General features: G+C 55.1%; 14 protein-coding genes, 1 tRNA gene and 1 pseudogene. 6 read left to right on the forward strand and 10 right to left on the reverse strand.

What is annotated here, in order from left to right; genetic code table 11:
• Positions 1–50: 50 nt before the first annotated feature.
• From BLV61_RS01995 to BLV61_RS02030, 7 genes and pseudogenes are all read right to left on the reverse strand, one after another.
• Positions 51–416, reverse strand: a complete 366-nt coding sequence (locus tag BLV61_RS01995; protein ID WP_090462160.1) for an NIPSNAP family protein — start codon at positions 414–416, stop codon at positions 51–53.
• Between the two features lie 57 nt (positions 417–473).
• Positions 474–2,026 (reverse strand): annotated as a pseudogene (gene tnpC, locus BLV61_RS02000) (IS66 family transposase).
• A 61-nt stretch (positions 2,027–2,087) separates the two neighbouring features.
• Entirely contained in the window at positions 2,088–2,423 is a 336-nt protein-coding gene (gene tnpB / locus BLV61_RS31470) for an IS66 family insertion sequence element accessory protein TnpB (RefSeq protein WP_090462163.1), read from the reverse strand.
• Positions 2,420–2,752, reverse strand: a complete 333-nt coding sequence (gene tnpA / locus BLV61_RS02010; protein WP_205347564.1) for an IS66-like element accessory protein TnpA — start codon at positions 2,750–2,752, stop codon at positions 2,420–2,422. Before tnpA ends, tnpB begins: the two co-directional genes overlap by 4 nt.
• 42 nt (positions 2,753–2,794) lie before the next feature.
• On the reverse strand, positions 2,795–3,166 hold the full coding sequence (locus tag BLV61_RS31990) for a lysis system i-spanin subunit Rz (protein WP_425272095.1): 372 nt from the start codon (positions 3,164–3,166) through the stop codon (positions 2,795–2,797).
• Between the two features lie 666 nt (positions 3,167–3,832).
• Positions 3,833–4,231: a DUF4376 domain-containing protein gene (locus BLV61_RS02025; RefSeq protein WP_090462173.1), complete on the reverse strand. Its 399-nt coding sequence runs from the start codon at positions 4,229–4,231 to the stop codon at positions 3,833–3,835.
• 470 nt (positions 4,232–4,701) lie between these two features.
• The gene (locus BLV61_RS02030) at positions 4,702–5,394 is read right to left on the reverse strand and encodes a DUF4019 domain-containing protein (RefSeq protein WP_047529590.1); all 693 of its coding nucleotides are present in this window, start codon (positions 5,392–5,394) and stop codon (positions 4,702–4,704) included.
• 1,225 nt (positions 5,395–6,619) lie between these two features.
• On the opposite strand from BLV61_RS02030, the gene BLV61_RS02040 reads away from it, so the two are divergent.
• Both BLV61_RS02040 and BLV61_RS02045 read left to right on the forward strand, forming a co-directional pair.
• The gene (locus BLV61_RS02040; RefSeq protein WP_090462176.1) at positions 6,620–7,051 is read left to right on the forward strand and encodes a bleomycin resistance protein; all 432 of its coding nucleotides are present in this window, start codon (positions 6,620–6,622) and stop codon (positions 7,049–7,051) included.
• A gap of 299 nt (positions 7,052–7,350) precedes the next feature.
• The gene (locus BLV61_RS02045) at positions 7,351–7,785 is read left to right on the forward strand and encodes a DUF2721 domain-containing protein (protein ID WP_047538726.1); all 435 of its coding nucleotides are present in this window, start codon (positions 7,351–7,353) and stop codon (positions 7,783–7,785) included.
• 165 nt (positions 7,786–7,950) lie between these two features.
• Here BLV61_RS02045 and BLV61_RS02050 read toward each other — a convergent pair whose 3' ends face one another.
• Both BLV61_RS02050 and BLV61_RS02055 read right to left on the reverse strand, forming a co-directional pair.
• Positions 7,951–8,286 (reverse strand): hypothetical protein, encoded by a 336-nt coding sequence (locus BLV61_RS02050; protein WP_236693097.1) that lies wholly within the window; start codon positions 8,284–8,286, stop codon positions 7,951–7,953.
• A gap of 377 nt (positions 8,287–8,663) precedes the next feature.
• A tRNA-Cys gene (locus BLV61_RS02055) sits at positions 8,664–8,737 on the reverse strand.
• Positions 8,738–9,153: 416 nt separating this feature from the next.
• Between BLV61_RS02055 and BLV61_RS31810 the strand changes: the two genes are divergently transcribed.
• Positions 9,154–9,417, forward strand: coding sequence for a LysR family transcriptional regulator (locus BLV61_RS31810; protein ID WP_279627434.1), 264 nt, complete (start codon positions 9,154–9,156; stop codon positions 9,415–9,417).
• A gap of 46 nt (positions 9,418–9,463) precedes the next feature.
• Here BLV61_RS31810 and adhP read toward each other — a convergent pair whose 3' ends face one another.
• Positions 9,464–10,474: an alcohol dehydrogenase AdhP gene (adhP, locus tag BLV61_RS02065; RefSeq protein WP_047529599.1), complete on the reverse strand. Its 1,011-nt coding sequence runs from the start codon at positions 10,472–10,474 to the stop codon at positions 9,464–9,466.
• A gap of 394 nt (positions 10,475–10,868) precedes the next feature.
• Here adhP and BLV61_RS02070 point away from each other — a divergent pair, with 394 nt between their 5' ends.
• From BLV61_RS02070 to BLV61_RS02080, 3 genes are all read left to right on the forward strand, one after another.
• The gene (locus BLV61_RS02070) at positions 10,869–11,309 is read left to right on the forward strand and encodes a VOC family protein (RefSeq protein WP_090462178.1); all 441 of its coding nucleotides are present in this window, start codon (positions 10,869–10,871) and stop codon (positions 11,307–11,309) included.
• A gap of 287 nt (positions 11,310–11,596) precedes the next feature.
• Positions 11,597–11,986, forward strand: a complete 390-nt coding sequence (locus BLV61_RS02075) for a DUF2946 family protein (RefSeq protein WP_090462181.1) — start codon at positions 11,597–11,599, stop codon at positions 11,984–11,986.
• 111 nt (positions 11,987–12,097) lie between these two features.
• Positions 12,098–14,185 carry a TonB-dependent receptor gene (locus tag BLV61_RS02080; RefSeq protein WP_090462183.1) on the forward strand — a complete coding sequence of 696 codons (2,088 nt, stop codon included), beginning with the start codon at positions 12,098–12,100 and terminating at the stop codon, positions 14,183–14,185.
• The last annotated feature ends 95 nt before the right edge of the window (positions 14,186–14,280 follow it).

Below are 14,280 nucleotides of genomic sequence, written 5' to 3' on the forward strand. Positions count from 1 at the left end.
TTCCTGATCCCCGTGTTTAAGGCTACGGGGTCTGCCTTTGTCGATGTCAGCTACGCGGATCGAGCTTCGGCTATAGATAGATCTACAGAAGCTCTGATGGCATCAATTACGTCTTGAGCGAGCGCCATAACTGTCGTTGTACTGATTTCAATCCGACTGATAATGTCTTCTCTCGGGCCCTGTTTCCAGGCATCGCTTGCGTAAAAAGCATCTTGAGATACTTGGCGATGGCTCTCGCTTTCATAGGAACGAATCAGGTGATAACTGTCACAATCATGTAATGAGCTGCCATAAGAAACGACATCTATGCCAGCTTCTAGGTGAAGCGGAACACTTACATTCTGCATTATTTGATGAAAGTCCAATCCCGATCCTGGCTTTAAGGTGTACATCAGGATTTCAATAATTCGAGTCATTCCAAGTCTTCCATGTGGAGTTTCAACGTGAGCATCCGTACATCCCAGCTTACGTTATTAGGCGGGAGTCCAGCTATGCGGCAGCAGTTGCGTAATCTCACTCGCTCGCTGCGTCGGCAGGCGCGTAAGGACGTCCTTCAAATAAGCATACGGTTCATGCCCGTTGAGCCGCGCCGATTGGATCAGGCTCATGATCGCCGCCGCCCGTTGTCCGCTACGTAGCGACCCTGCGAAGAGCCAGTTCTTGCGTCCAAGAGCCCACGGCCGGATCTGGTTCTCTGCCCAATTATTGTCAATGGGTACGGCCCCGTCATCAAGGTAGCGCGACAGCGCTGCCCAGCGTTTCAGGCTGTAATCCAATGCTCTGCTGATGGCTGAGCCTTCAGGCACGAGATCACGCTGGGCAATCATCCAGGCATGCAGCATATGCATCACCGGTACCGCTTTTTCTTGCCGTTTTCGGCGCCGTAAATCCGGCTCTAGGTCGTGGACTTCACGTTCGATTTCGTAAAGCAACTGGATATAACGCAGGGCCTGTTCGGCGAGCTGGCTCTTGTTGGTGGCGTGCAGCTCAAAAAACTTGCGCCGCGCATGGGCCATGCAACCGATCTCGGTGACGCCGAGTTCAAAACTGGCTTTGTAGCCGCCAAAATCGTCGCACACCAGCTTGCCCTTCCAGTCTTGCAGGAAGTTACGTGCATGTTCTCCGGCGCGGCTGGGGCTGAAGTCGTAAACCACCGCTGCCAAGTTCGAGAATTGGCTGGTGGCGTAGGCCCAAACATAGGAACGGTGGGTTTTCTTTGAGCCTGGAACGAGCATCTGCACGGGTGTTTCATCGGCATGGATAACCTGCTGCCCGAGCACTACGTCCCGCAGCGCATCGACCAGAGGCTGTAACTACACGCCAGTCACGCCAACCCATTGAGCCAAAGTTGAACGTGGAATCGCCAAGCCAGCTCGACCGAAAACCGATTCCTGACGGTAAAGAGGCAGATGGTCAGCAAACTTCGCGATCATGACGTGGGCTAGCAACCCTGCGGTCGGGATGCCCTTGTCGATGACCTGCGCCGGAACGGGTGCCTGGATCAGCGTTTCGCAGTCATCGCATACCCACTTGCCACGGACATGGCGTTCAACGGTAAACACGCCGGGCGTGTAGTCCAGCTTCTCGCTGACGTCTTCACCGATACGTTTTAGTGCGCAGCCACATGGGCAGTGGGTGTTGTCCGGTTCGTGATGGATCAGCGTGCGTGGAAACTCTGCCGGCAACGCAGTGCGCTTGGGCTTTTACTTTTTCTAGCTGTTTGCAGGGCTTGAAGCTCTGCTTCAATCGCCGCGATATCGGTATCGATCAAGTCATCGAGTAAGCTGGCCTGCTGCGGATTCAACTGCTCGCTGCTCTTGGCAAACTTCAAGCGCTTGAGTTGTGCGATCTCGTGGGTCAGCTTCTCGATAACCGTTTGGTCGCGGTTGATCTTCTGGCCCATGGTCTCGACCGTCTTGCACATCGTCTCGACTTGCTGGTCGAGCGTCTCGACACGCTGTATCAACTGCGCCGCCAGCGCGCGCAGTTGTTCAGGATTCAGGTGGTCGAGATTAGGGAGAGTCATGGTGCCGATTTTGCCAGACCAGGCAGTTCGCGGCGATGGATCGATAGGCTAATGGCAGCCGTTAAAGCAGTGTGATCGCGCCTCTGGAGCCCGCGCGTTGCCATGGCAGGCCCAATACCAGGGCTTGAAGTTGTTCGGTATCTAACTGCATTTCAGAGCCATGGTGAATGCCTGGCCAGTGGAGCTTGCCTTGATTCAACCGGCGAGCAGCCAGCCAGATCCCGAAGCCGTCATGCACCAGAACTTTCATTCGAGTGGCGCGGCGGTTTGCGAACAGATAAGCACAGTGCGGCTTCGCCGCACCAAACACCGCGATCACTCTGGCCAACGCCGTCTCGGTACCGGCACGCATGTCCATAGGCTCAGTGGCGAGCCAGATGGAGTCGATGCGAATCATCGCAACAGATCTCGAAGAAAGGTCGCGCAGGCAGCAGCACTTTCGGTTGGCCAGTTCACTTTGACGGTGCCGCGTGGGTGCTGGATCTCAACGCAGATATTCGATGATGCTGCGTGCGAATTAGCTCCGGCCAGCTGCATGGGTAACGGGATAAATGCAGGTTGCAGCGCTGTTTTTTTCTGCGCTTGCACCCGAATCCATTTGTGGACGAGGTTAGCGTTGAGGCTATGGCTGAGTGCGATGCTGGCAATCGAAGCGCCGGGCTGGGCACACTCCTGAATGACTTGGGCCTTGAAGGACTTGGAGTAGGAACGGCGTTGTGGCTGCATGAAATACCCGCTTAAAAGGCTAGAACTGGTGCCCACTTAAATTTAAGTGCACACCATGTCTTGGCTTTGCGGGGCTGGGTAGATGACTTGGCCGGACGGATACACGCTACTGGCAATACAGCGTTGTCCAGCAGCTGGAGCGAGCTCGATGGCTCCGCCATTACCCGGGCTGGCGGTGCTGGACACGTTACCGCTATTGGCACTACAACTTCCCGCGATGCGCAGCCGACGAGCGCCATCGGCAACAGCGCGGCGCAGAGTTTCATTCTCAGCGAGGTCATGCATTTTCCCCTTGGTGGCTTTGGTGTCGATATCGTCCCGGGGCTTTTCGGCGACTTGCTGCTTCGCCAGTGCAGTGCGCACCTGATCAGCAGCCGCATTGCTGATAGTGAAAGGCTTGGCGCTCGGCCTCACTATTCGCGACCCGCCCTATTCTGCCGGTATTGATCACACTGCCGATGTTCTGGTTATCACCAGCATCAGCCAGGGTGTTGAGCCCATTGCTTGCCCAGAACCATGCCGCCGACAAGCAAGCGTTCTTCTCTCATGTCCGATCTGGGCAATGAATGCGGCCACTCGTTTGGCGCCGGCGTTCGGGAGGATATGCAGTCGGTTTTCAGCGTGGTGACGAAGCGGCTCATACATTTTCCCCATTAACAAAAATGGCCAATTGGCAGTCAAGGCCTACCTGAGCGTGTAGATGCTTGTTTGCCCGTGCAATTGTAATGCGTGTAAAGTGCGGCCGAACTTAAGGGGGATATATGAGCAAGGAAAGCAACGACGAATATCTAAGTCACAATCAGGCGGCTCTACTCGGCTGTCTTTACAGGGCTATTAGTCGCTACAAAACTAATAGGATGTGGAGCCCTGATAGCGTGGAAATTGCTGCATACGCTTACGAGCTCTTTCCAGACATAGGCACGATTAATCCGATAGAAATTACTGGCTTTGTAAAGTCACCCGAAGCAATGGAACTCATAAAAATTAGCCCGCTACCGAACCTGCGGGAGAGCCTTGACGCAGCGATCCAGAAGACTAGCCAATACCCAGTCCTTACTAGATTTTTGCTTACAACAAGGATCATAACTTTTTAATAAGGCCACCCTCTTCCACCATCTCAGCGGTGATCGAGCCGTCGGCCACCGCCACCAGCAATGCATCCTCACGATCAAAGCACAGCTGAACGTGTTCGCTCACCGCGTCGGCAATCGCCAGCACCTGAACGGCTGGCAGATCGACGAAGCCTTCAGAGTTTTTCCAGCGAAGCACGTAGTCGTTTTTCGGTACGCCCAGAGCGCAGCAACATTGATGAGTGTCTTGCTGCGGTCGTCGGTGGCGATCGGCATGCCCTGAGACAACTGTGCCCGAGGTTTCTGCGGCGTATCGGCGATCAGCAATGCGACCAACCCACTCTGCGGCAATCAACACATCCCTCGCCGCCTTCTCTGCCGCCGTCATGGCTACCTGTTTGCGGGTCACCAGTACGACCTGGCGCCCGGCCTCCAGCCGGCAAAATGAAATAATTTCGGAACTCCTGCACTTTCCTGAGCCCAATAAAAAACCCCGTAGACGTTAATCTACGGGGTTTCTAATAGTGGAGGCCGAGGTCGGAATCGAACCGGCGTAGGCGGATTTGCAATCCGCAGGAATGTCGTTAAAATTCAATCACTTGAGAGCTGCTGAAACCGAATATCCTACAGCCCCCTGTTTTCAAAGGCCCATATTTTAGTTGCGGAACTGTTTTTCTCCTGCAAGGAACACACCTGTCACCTAAAAGCAGTCACTAGCACCTCAAATTTATACCGATGATGGATTGGATGTAGCCATCCACCAAAGCCCCGGCCTGCCTGGCCCAATCTGCTTTATTTCTTCCCGATGTAGCTTTTTTAGCAAGCTGTCACACAAGCCTGCTACGGGTACTAACCTAGACATCAGAGCCTCGAACCTACTTATTTGCTCATGAGAGCCTGGCTTGGCGCGCACGTCGGGACCATGCACGGTGCGAGGTTGTAGCCGCCTATTCGCCATACACCGTTCTCAGCAATAGCCGTCACAGCTTCAGCCCAGATGTCCTTGGTTCCGCTGAATTTCCCTTGATAGAGGTGCCTTACAAATGGACCTGGAATTCCCATTATCTCATTTGGGGTATCGGCTCCTATTAGGATGCGTTTTTCGATCTTACCGAGAGGATCTCTGACTTGCTCCCCCATTGAAATGTAATCAGATTCGCGGACACGCTCCCGGTCTCGCAAAGCAAAAAGAGCATAGGCGTCGCTATGATTTTGAGCATCTGTGAGATTCAGAAACTGGTCCATCAGTAAGCTTGCGTCTTCCTCTGGGGGTTTGACTATGACCCCCAGATGTGCAGGATCGAAGAACCAGACCGATGCGAAAAGTGCCAAAGCACCGCCGGCCCTCAGCCCACCTTTAAGAGGAAGTGGTACATCAACCTTGATAAAGCCAGGTAGCAAAGCACCGACTCCAGCAGCTGAAAGTGCCAACGTAAGACGAAAAACAAAGAACTGTGCCGGTGTAGGGTACGGATTTTTCACCACCAGCGTCAGGATCGCGGTCAGGAAAACTACGCCGAAGACGAAGACGGCAACCTTTTCGTAGTTGAGCCTGCTTAATAGTCTGGCCATGTTAGCAACCTTTCATATTGTTGATGCGTACAATGGACCCAGGTCGACCATTCATGTCCTGCGGGGGGACGATGGTCTGATAGATCTGATATCCCGCCTGGATAGCAACTGGGTCCCCTGCACGGCGCAGGTATCGGACAGCGGCGCAATCTGCGTCAAGTTCAGCGTTATAGCCAAGGGTTGGTAACATTTGGGGAGGTGAACTCAACTGAGCAAGGACATGTCCACGAAAGTGGTGTGCATACTCATGCGCACGGATGAACCGGAAACCGGGTGATCCGAGACCTCCGAAGTACTGTACCCAGACGTTGTCGTAAAAGATGACCGGCTGCCCCATATAGATTGTGGCCAACCCTGAAAAGCCTTGTCCGGTACCTGGCTCTAAGATTTCGGTAACTTGCCCCACACCGGGCAATGGCCCAAGGTTGAGTACTTGCTGAGCGATGGCGCCGCGAGAGGCGAGAAGGAGGCTTACCCCAACTGCGCATCCTTTCAATCCCAACGAAACGCGCGAGCCCATATACATAACCCCTCCGAAGTAAGCGGCATGTTGCTAGCACTACGGAGTTACGTTAGTTCAGTTCATGCTAAGTGCAACCTTTGGCGTAGGGAATCTCAAAAGCCCTGCTTAAAGTGTCCGAAATGGGACCAGGCTACGTGAAAACGCATGCGCTGTTTTGAGTTCAGCGTTACTACGTAAAATCTGTCGGCGATTGGTTAGTCAGGCAACGTAAACTTTATGTAGGAACGTGATTTTCGTTCCGACTCCGAATGTCAAACTTGCTCATAAACGTTTTCACACAGCCTGGGACGGATGCGCTCGATGGGCATTTTTGGTAATAGGCGACGGCATGGATAGGGATTCGAACCCCTTCGCGCGTCTCTGAGGGCCGCTCCAGACCATTAAAAACGGCGGTTTCGTACTTCGCCAGAGGCGTACTGCGGCCAGCAGTGGCCCTGAGTTTGCCCTAAATCCTTCCCACCTCTGGCAGAGCTAGCCCTATGAATCGGGAGGTTACGCTGATAACCGGGAATCCTAACTATGGGCTAGCTAAACTCCGCTGACAGGCAACAATCGGCCAGAAGCTGCCACTCAACGCGACTCGATAATTCCCACCCGAGCGTGCATCATCGCGCTCGCCACGATACCGTCGTGGCATCGAAGCCATCAGTGCAGAACCTGCCCGTCCGCAAAAACGAGCCTTTTTGAAATGGAAGTCATCTCATGTTCGAACGTAACAAACTGGTTCCGGAGTTAATGGTCACCAACCTGGATAGCAGCCTGGCTTTTTGGGTTTCTCGTCTGGGGTTCAAAGTAGCTTATCAACGCCCGGAAGATGGATTTGCATACCTTGATTTGAATGGTGCTCAAGTAATGCTTGAGCAGGTTAATTCGGACGCGGGTCAATGGCTGACTGCGCCGTTGACCAAGCCGTTTGGAAGAGGCATCAACCTACAGATTGATGTTGAGGCTGTCGCACCCATCATCCAAAAACTTGATCAGGCTGGATGTCCACTCTATCGAGAATGCAAAGACACCTGGTATCGGGCTGACAAGGTAGAAGTAGGCCAGCGCGAATTCATCGTCCAGGATCCCGACGGTTATCTCGTAAGGTTGGTAGAGAGGTTGGGTGAGCGACCGGCTTGCTCAATGTGAATCTGAATCTGAGCCAAGCCGACCGTCAGTTTTGGGTCGTTTTGAGCCGATCACGACAGGCAGAAAACGGCCGATTGTGTTGAAAAAGTCGGTTCTTCCAGACTGTCCGCATACTCGCTGTGGAAAGTCTCCTGAGCTGCTCTACGCTGTACGACAGGGCGCTCCGACCAACGTGCAGGCCTAGCCTGACGTTGCTGAGTCCCCTAGCTGATAACAGGGTGCACCCCACCTTTTGACCGCGAATATGTCAAATGGAGAATTGCAAATACTCAAACTATTACTATTGGGTGATCCCTAAATTGAACGAATTCATTCCTGACGCTGTGCGGTTGTCGCAGATCTTTTCACAAGCAACAGCCCCGACGTTTTTCCTCGGTGCAATAGCTGCGTTCGTTTCGTTAATGACTTCGAGATTATCAGCTGTCATCGACCGTACACGAGTACTCAATGCGATCCCCGAAGACGACCCGAGGCGTGCGCATCTCAGGGCTGATCTGGAGAGATTGAGGCGGCGGGCTAACTTATTGAACGCTGGAATCCTGTCTTCTCTGCGCGGCGGACTTTGCGCCACCCTGCTGCTCGCTATCATCTTTTTAACTGAGTTCATGGGCTTCAAGTACGCCTATGGTGCCGGCCTTCTTTTTATAGTCGCCACATTCTTCCTAGGTGTAGGTCTGTTTCGCTTCGCCCAAGAAGCTAAAATCAGTGTCAGTTCGGCGGATGAACACCTTTGACCGATTCAAATTCTTGATGTCCGAAGCCCCCCGAGGCACTACCTCCTGACACGACGAATTTCCCCTAACTTCGGGACATCTCTGATAGTCCGCTATGGGTCGACTGCTGCCTGATGCCATAGGCAAAAAAGCCCGCTCAATCGCGGGCATGATGAGCGGTTTGTCTTATGGCGAGTGGCTCAAACTCTTGCGCAATTCGTCCTCGAGCTTTCGACACACGTCTGCGACGATGTTTTTCCCGACTTCCGGACCTGAGTAGCTATCGACTTCCTCGCGGCATCGTTCGGCGGCTTCTCGGGCTTGCGTTCTTTCCTTGTTTTCCGATGTGTTGCTGACATAAAAATCGAACACCACGTACAAGGTGATCGCGATAAAGATACCTGCGACGATCTTGCTGCCCAGATCAGATCTTCTTTCTGATGGTCGTGGCCACCCAGGTGAGATTCGTATTTTTTGCCTGAGGTCAGATTGGCAGTGTTTGCATAAAATGGCTTCAGTCATGATGACTTCCGCGCAATAGGGACAACTCTTTTTTCCAGCCTCCACAAATGAAACTCCTTTTTCAAAACAAGATTCTATCATTAGGGTTGAGGGGCGAGGGACACGACTCTGTTTTTCGCTGGAGGGTTTTCTGGCGTCGCAATGTCATGCCAACCTGAGCCGCTCCCAATAGGTTCGGCAAAACAAATCCGATTTCGAATGAGTGCTTTTGGCCGACTACCGCCCGACGCGAAAGACTGCTATGGGTCGACTGCAACCCTTCACGACATGCAGAAATCGGCCAGTTGCGGAACACTTGTAAAAAATTGCGGAACACTTCACTTTTTTGAAGGCAATAAAAAACCCCGTAGATCACTGATCTACGGGGTTTCTAATAGTGGAGGCCGAGGTCGGAATCGAACCGGCGTAGGCGGATTTGCAATCCGCTGCATAACCATTTTGCTACTCGGCCTCAAAACATTTGTTGTGAGTAGCACAACAACAAACGCGTACAACCTTGATGAGATATGACAGATTCAAACTTGCGCTATCTCATTGAAAACATTGAGCTTTTTCAGCGGTCAGTGCTTTCGATGGCGTGAATTATGTACTCATTTCTCGAGGCTTGCAACCCCTTGATTTCAAAAAAAATTCTGGGGCCTGGTTTCATTACTCATTGAGGTCAGGGCCCTTTCGCCACGGTGCGCTCGCCTCCGATGGATCAAGACAAGGCCGGAAAATGACAGCTTTCAGATAAGGTCAGCGGGATCGCTTATTTCGATCACGCGAGTGGAACATGGCGCGAGCCGGCAAGTGAGCGGCACCAGATCCCGTCGCCCAACAGCGTTGGACACTGCGCTCCCGATTCCCCCATAAAAGGCCTGCCTGATGGACCTTCGTCATCTTCGCTATTTCGTCGTCGTTGCCGAGGCAAAAACTATCAGCCGCGCGGCCATTCGCCTGCATATTTCACGGCCCCCGCTGACCCGCCAGATTCAGCAACGGGAAGAAGACCTGGGCGTGCAACTGTTCAACCGCACACCTCGCGGGATGGAGTTGCCCCCCGCAGGCGAGTTGCTGCTCGAAGAGGCGCAATATTCGTTCGGTAGTGGAACAGGCCACCGAACGCAGCCAACGGGCGGGATTGTGTGAAGCGCCAACGGCATTGGCAGCCGCCCGAGCGACTGCCAATGGCCTGTTAATGACTCAAATCAATGACCATGCGGCCTTTGATTTTGCCCTGCTGCATTTCGTCGAAAATCTCATTGATATCTTCGATCGGACGCAACGTTACCTTCGGCACCACCTTGCCTTGCGCGGCAAACTCGAAGGCTTCGGCGAGGTCTTGTCGAGTGCCGACCAGTGAGCCAACCACCTCAATGCCGTCAAGCACCAACCGCGGAATATCGAGGCTCATGGCTTCAGGCGGAAGCCCGACTGCGACCAGGCGTCCACCGGCACGCAGGGCATCGACCGCAGAGTTGAACGCGACCTTGGCGACGGCCGTCACGACAGCGGCGTGAGCGCCGCCGACCTTCTCCTGAATAACTTTTGCGGCATCCTCGTTGCGTGAGTTGATGACCAGATCGGCGCCCATTTCCCTGGCGAATTGCAGTTGATCGTCGTTGATGTCCACGGCAATAACTCTGGCGTTGAACACATTTTTTGCATACTGCAACGCCAGATTCCCCAAGCCGCCCAGCCCGTAGATCGCGATCCATTGCCCAGGGCGAATGTTGGAAACCTTCACGGCTTTGTAAGTCGTCACTCCGGCACAGGTCACGCTGCTCGCTGCAGCAGAATCAAGCCCATCAGGCACTTTCACGGAGTAATCGGCGACGACAATGCACTCTTCGGCCATGGCGCCATCCACCGTGTAACCGGAGTTTTTTACCTCGCGGCACAGTGTCTCGTTTCCGCTGTTGCAGTACTCACAATGCCCGCACCCTTGGAAGAACCACGCGACGCTGGCCCGATCACCGGGTTTCAGCGAGGTGACGCCCGGCCCGACCTCTTGCACGATACCGATGCCTTCATGCCCCAGGATCACCCCGGTTTTATCACCGAAATCGCCGTTCTTGACATGCAGGTCAGTGTGGCAGACGCCGCAACACTGCATTTTGAGGCGCGCCTCACCATGCTTCAGAGGCCGTAAGGTTTTTTCAGTCACGTTCACGCGCTGCCCTGGGGCAACAACTGCAGCTTTCATGCTTATCTCCTTGTATCCGTGAGTGAGCTTGCGTTACAGCAGGTCCAACAAGTGCCAGAGCCGTACAGCACAACTCTTCAAGCGTTCCGAAGTCTGGCGCAATGCCCGCCGTCGGGTCGCCGATGCTCCCGATCTTATGGCACAAGTCGCAGCAAAGGGGGATGCCTATTAGTCAGGTAATCCGCGCAAGGACGCCTCTTCTTCGCCTTTCTATGACAAAGATCAACTGGCGAGGCTGCTCGGCAGAGCATCGTCAACCCCGGCGCATGCACTCAGCGACGGTTTGGTCCATCAATCGAAACGGTTCTGGGATTGTCGTGGTCGATCTCGACGCACCGTTCTGAGTGCCGACGCAGCCCTTTGTCCCTGGAAATCGAAATCGAGGAGACCTGACATGGTGAACGTCATCGGGATCGATCACTTGGCCATTCGTGTCAGTGATCTGGAACACTCAAGGGCGTTCTACGATCAGGTACTCGGTTTCCTGGGATTCACCCTCGAATGGGAGTTCGACCGGGTTATTGGCTGGACCAACGGCGAAACCCTGTTCTGGATCGCCGAAGCCGATGCCCAGGGTCGCAAACATAAGCACCGGACTGGCGATGTCGGCTATCACCACTATGCGTTCGAACTGGGCGCGCGTGAGGACGTCGATGCGCTCTACGCGTTCCTGCTGGATCAGCGGGTTTCGATTGTCGACGCACCCACGGATTATCCGGATTATGGCGAGGGCTACTATGCGGTCTATTTCCTCGACCCCGATGGCCTGAAGCTTGAGGTGATGTTTTTCCTGGAAAAACAAAAGCGTCGCCAGCTCGGAAGATCGAGGAACTGACGCGCGGCGAAACCAGCGACTGTCCCTGGCGGCATCCCTCCGAGTTCCACTGGCGAAACTGCGACAGTTTGCACACCCAATACTCTCGTCCAGATGGATGCCCTCACCCTCCGAGCCAGTACCTGGAGATTGCCCCCACGCCGCGTCAAACTGCGTCAACGTGTCCCATGCCTGCCTTGTGGATGACCGCAACTTCCGGTCACGGAGCGCGAAAAAATCAGGCAAGATAGCGCCCCATTGAACGTTGCGCGTTGCAATCGAATACCGCCCCGCCGCTGGACTCGTCGATGTTCTCACTCAAGCGCATAAGCCCCTGGATCGCCTGCCTGGCTCTGCTCCTGAACATGCTGGCCATGCCCATGAGCCGCGCGATGCAAACGCCAGATCTGCAGTTGATGCTCTGGGGAGGTTTTTGCTCGGGCGGCAGCTCCCAGGCGCTGCCGGCTTCATTCGATAAACGACTGGTCCCGCTGCCGACGCCCCCGAACAAAAGCGTCATGCAACATGGCGATTGTTGCTGTGGGCATACAGGCCTCGCGGCTGTGCCAGGCAACTACTATCGTCATTATTTACCGCGCTACAGCGCCGATATCGCCTTCGATAACCCGCCCCTGCCCACCCTGCATCCCCGGGTACGCTGGCCAAGCCTGACACCTCGCGCCTCCCCCACCGCCTGATTACCAACCCTTTGCCCGCCGTCACCTGTTCGGCGTGGTTTCTATTGCCTGGGCGTTGTGCACACCAACGTGCTCCCCGGGAAAGCTCTTGGTCATCAGGAAATCTGAGTTATGCCTGCTTTTACGACTTTGCTTCGCGCAAAGGCTGCGCCCGTGTCTCCTTTCAAATGCTCGCTGCTGACGTGCGGTCTGTTCGCCTTGGCACCTTTGCCTTGCGCCCTCGCGGAAACCCCCAAGGTCGAAGACTCGACCCTGACCCTGGGCACGGTGACGGTCCAGGGTGCCACCGGCAGCAGTGGACCTCTGAGCACCAGCAGCGTGCTCAGCTCAGTGGATATCCTTGGCGCCGACATTCTGGAAAAAATGCCGGTCAACTACAGCTGGGAACTGTTCAGTCGCGCCCCCGGAGTGATGCTCACCGAATTCAACCAGGGCACCACTTCCGGCAAGATCTCCTTTCGCGGGTTCAACGGTGAAGGCGAGGTCAACGCGGTAAAGCTGCTGATCGATGGCATCCCGAGCAACAGTAACGACGGCAACATGCCGTACATGGACATGATTTTCCCCATGGAACTGGACAGCATCGAGGTGGTACGCGGCACCAGCGATGCGCGCTATGGGCTGAATAACATCGCCGGCAACGTCAATATGCTGACCCGCACTGGCGGTGACTACACCAAGGCACGAATTCGCTACGGCAGTTACAACACCCAGGAAACTCAACTGGCCAAGGGCATCGAAGGCAGCAACTGGACGCAGAACTACTTCTTCGCCTACCAGAAGTCCGACGGTTATCGCGATCACGCCGAGGCGGACAGGTATTCGATGTCCGGCAAATGGTTCTACACCCCGGACGACAATAGTTACCGCATCGGCCTGATCGCCCGTCACTACGAAACCGAGGCGCAGGAACCCGGTTACTTGAGTGAAGAGGATGCTCACCAACACCCGACCATGACCAACAGTTACAACGCCACCGACAAAGGCACGCGGCGGATGAACCAGGTCAGCGTGCACTTCGATACCGAGCTGGCCGATACGCTGGCCTGGTCGGCAAAAACCTATATCAACACCTTCGACGACCGGCGCTGGACACAATACTGGAGCACCAGTGCCCAGCAAGAGCGCGACACCTACGAAACCCAATACGGCGCCCTCACCTCCCTGACCTGGCGCCCTGAGGTCAGCTGGTTGCATGACTTCGCCCTGGAGGGCGGCGCGGACATGCAGCAGCAACAGAACAAGAGCGAGCGCTACCGCACCAGGGAGCGTGCGCGCCTGGCACAAACCCGTGATCAGCAATTCGACTTCGACACCTACGGCGCCTACGTGCAGGCCGAGATCAAGCCGTTCGAGTCGCTCAAGATCGTCCCGGCGTATCGCGTCGACAAGATCCAGGGTGATTTCTCCAACGAAATGACCGGCATGGACTACGACATCAATGACTACGGGCTGATCAAACAACCCAAGCTCAGCGTGGTGTATTCACCGTGGGACGTGGCCAGCCTCTATGCCAACTGGGGGCGCACCTTCCAGGTGGGCACAGGCGCGGCGGCCTACAAGACTCCACCGCGCAATACCGACCTGGCCCCGTCCATCAACGATGGCTGGGAAACCGGCATCAAGTTCACCCCGGCGGACTGGATCGACGGCCGCGTGGCCTATTGGCAACAGGAGGCCAGTGGCGAAGTCAGTCGTCGACTCAACGACCCAAGTGGCGAGTCGGATAACGTAGGCGAAACCCGGCGCTGGGGCTATGACGCACAGATGAACCTGCACCCGAACGAGCGCACCGACCTCTGGATGGCCTACTCCTGGCAGTATTCGAAAATCCTCCAGCCAAGCTCGACCTTGCCCAACAGCAAAGGCCAGGAAATCGACCACATTCCTCATCACCTGTACAACGCCGGTGTCAGCTACCAGGCCACGCCTGCCCTGCAATTGACGGCCTGGATGAATGGCCAGACCAACTACTACCTGGAGCGCGAGAACACCAAGGGGACCTACGGCGGCTATGTCTTGATGAACCTCGGCGCCACCTACCAGGTGACCGAGTCCGTCAGTGTCGACCTGCAATTGAAAAACCTGACCAACCGCTACTATGAATACGTCTGGTATGACCCCGACGGCGCCAAGGCCTCGCTGCACTCGCCGGGTGACGGGCGAGCGCTGTATACCGGGGTGACTTTGGACTTCTGATTCATTCGGTACGCGGTCGGCCAGCGATCGCGTACCGACTGACACTCACGGCGGGCGCTACGACCTCTCTGCGTTCGAGGTCATACGGATGACTG

The organism is Pseudomonas mohnii (assembly GCF_900105115.1).
GTDB classification, from domain to species: Bacteria; Pseudomonadota; Gammaproteobacteria; order Pseudomonadales; family Pseudomonadaceae; genus Aquipseudomonas; species Aquipseudomonas mohnii.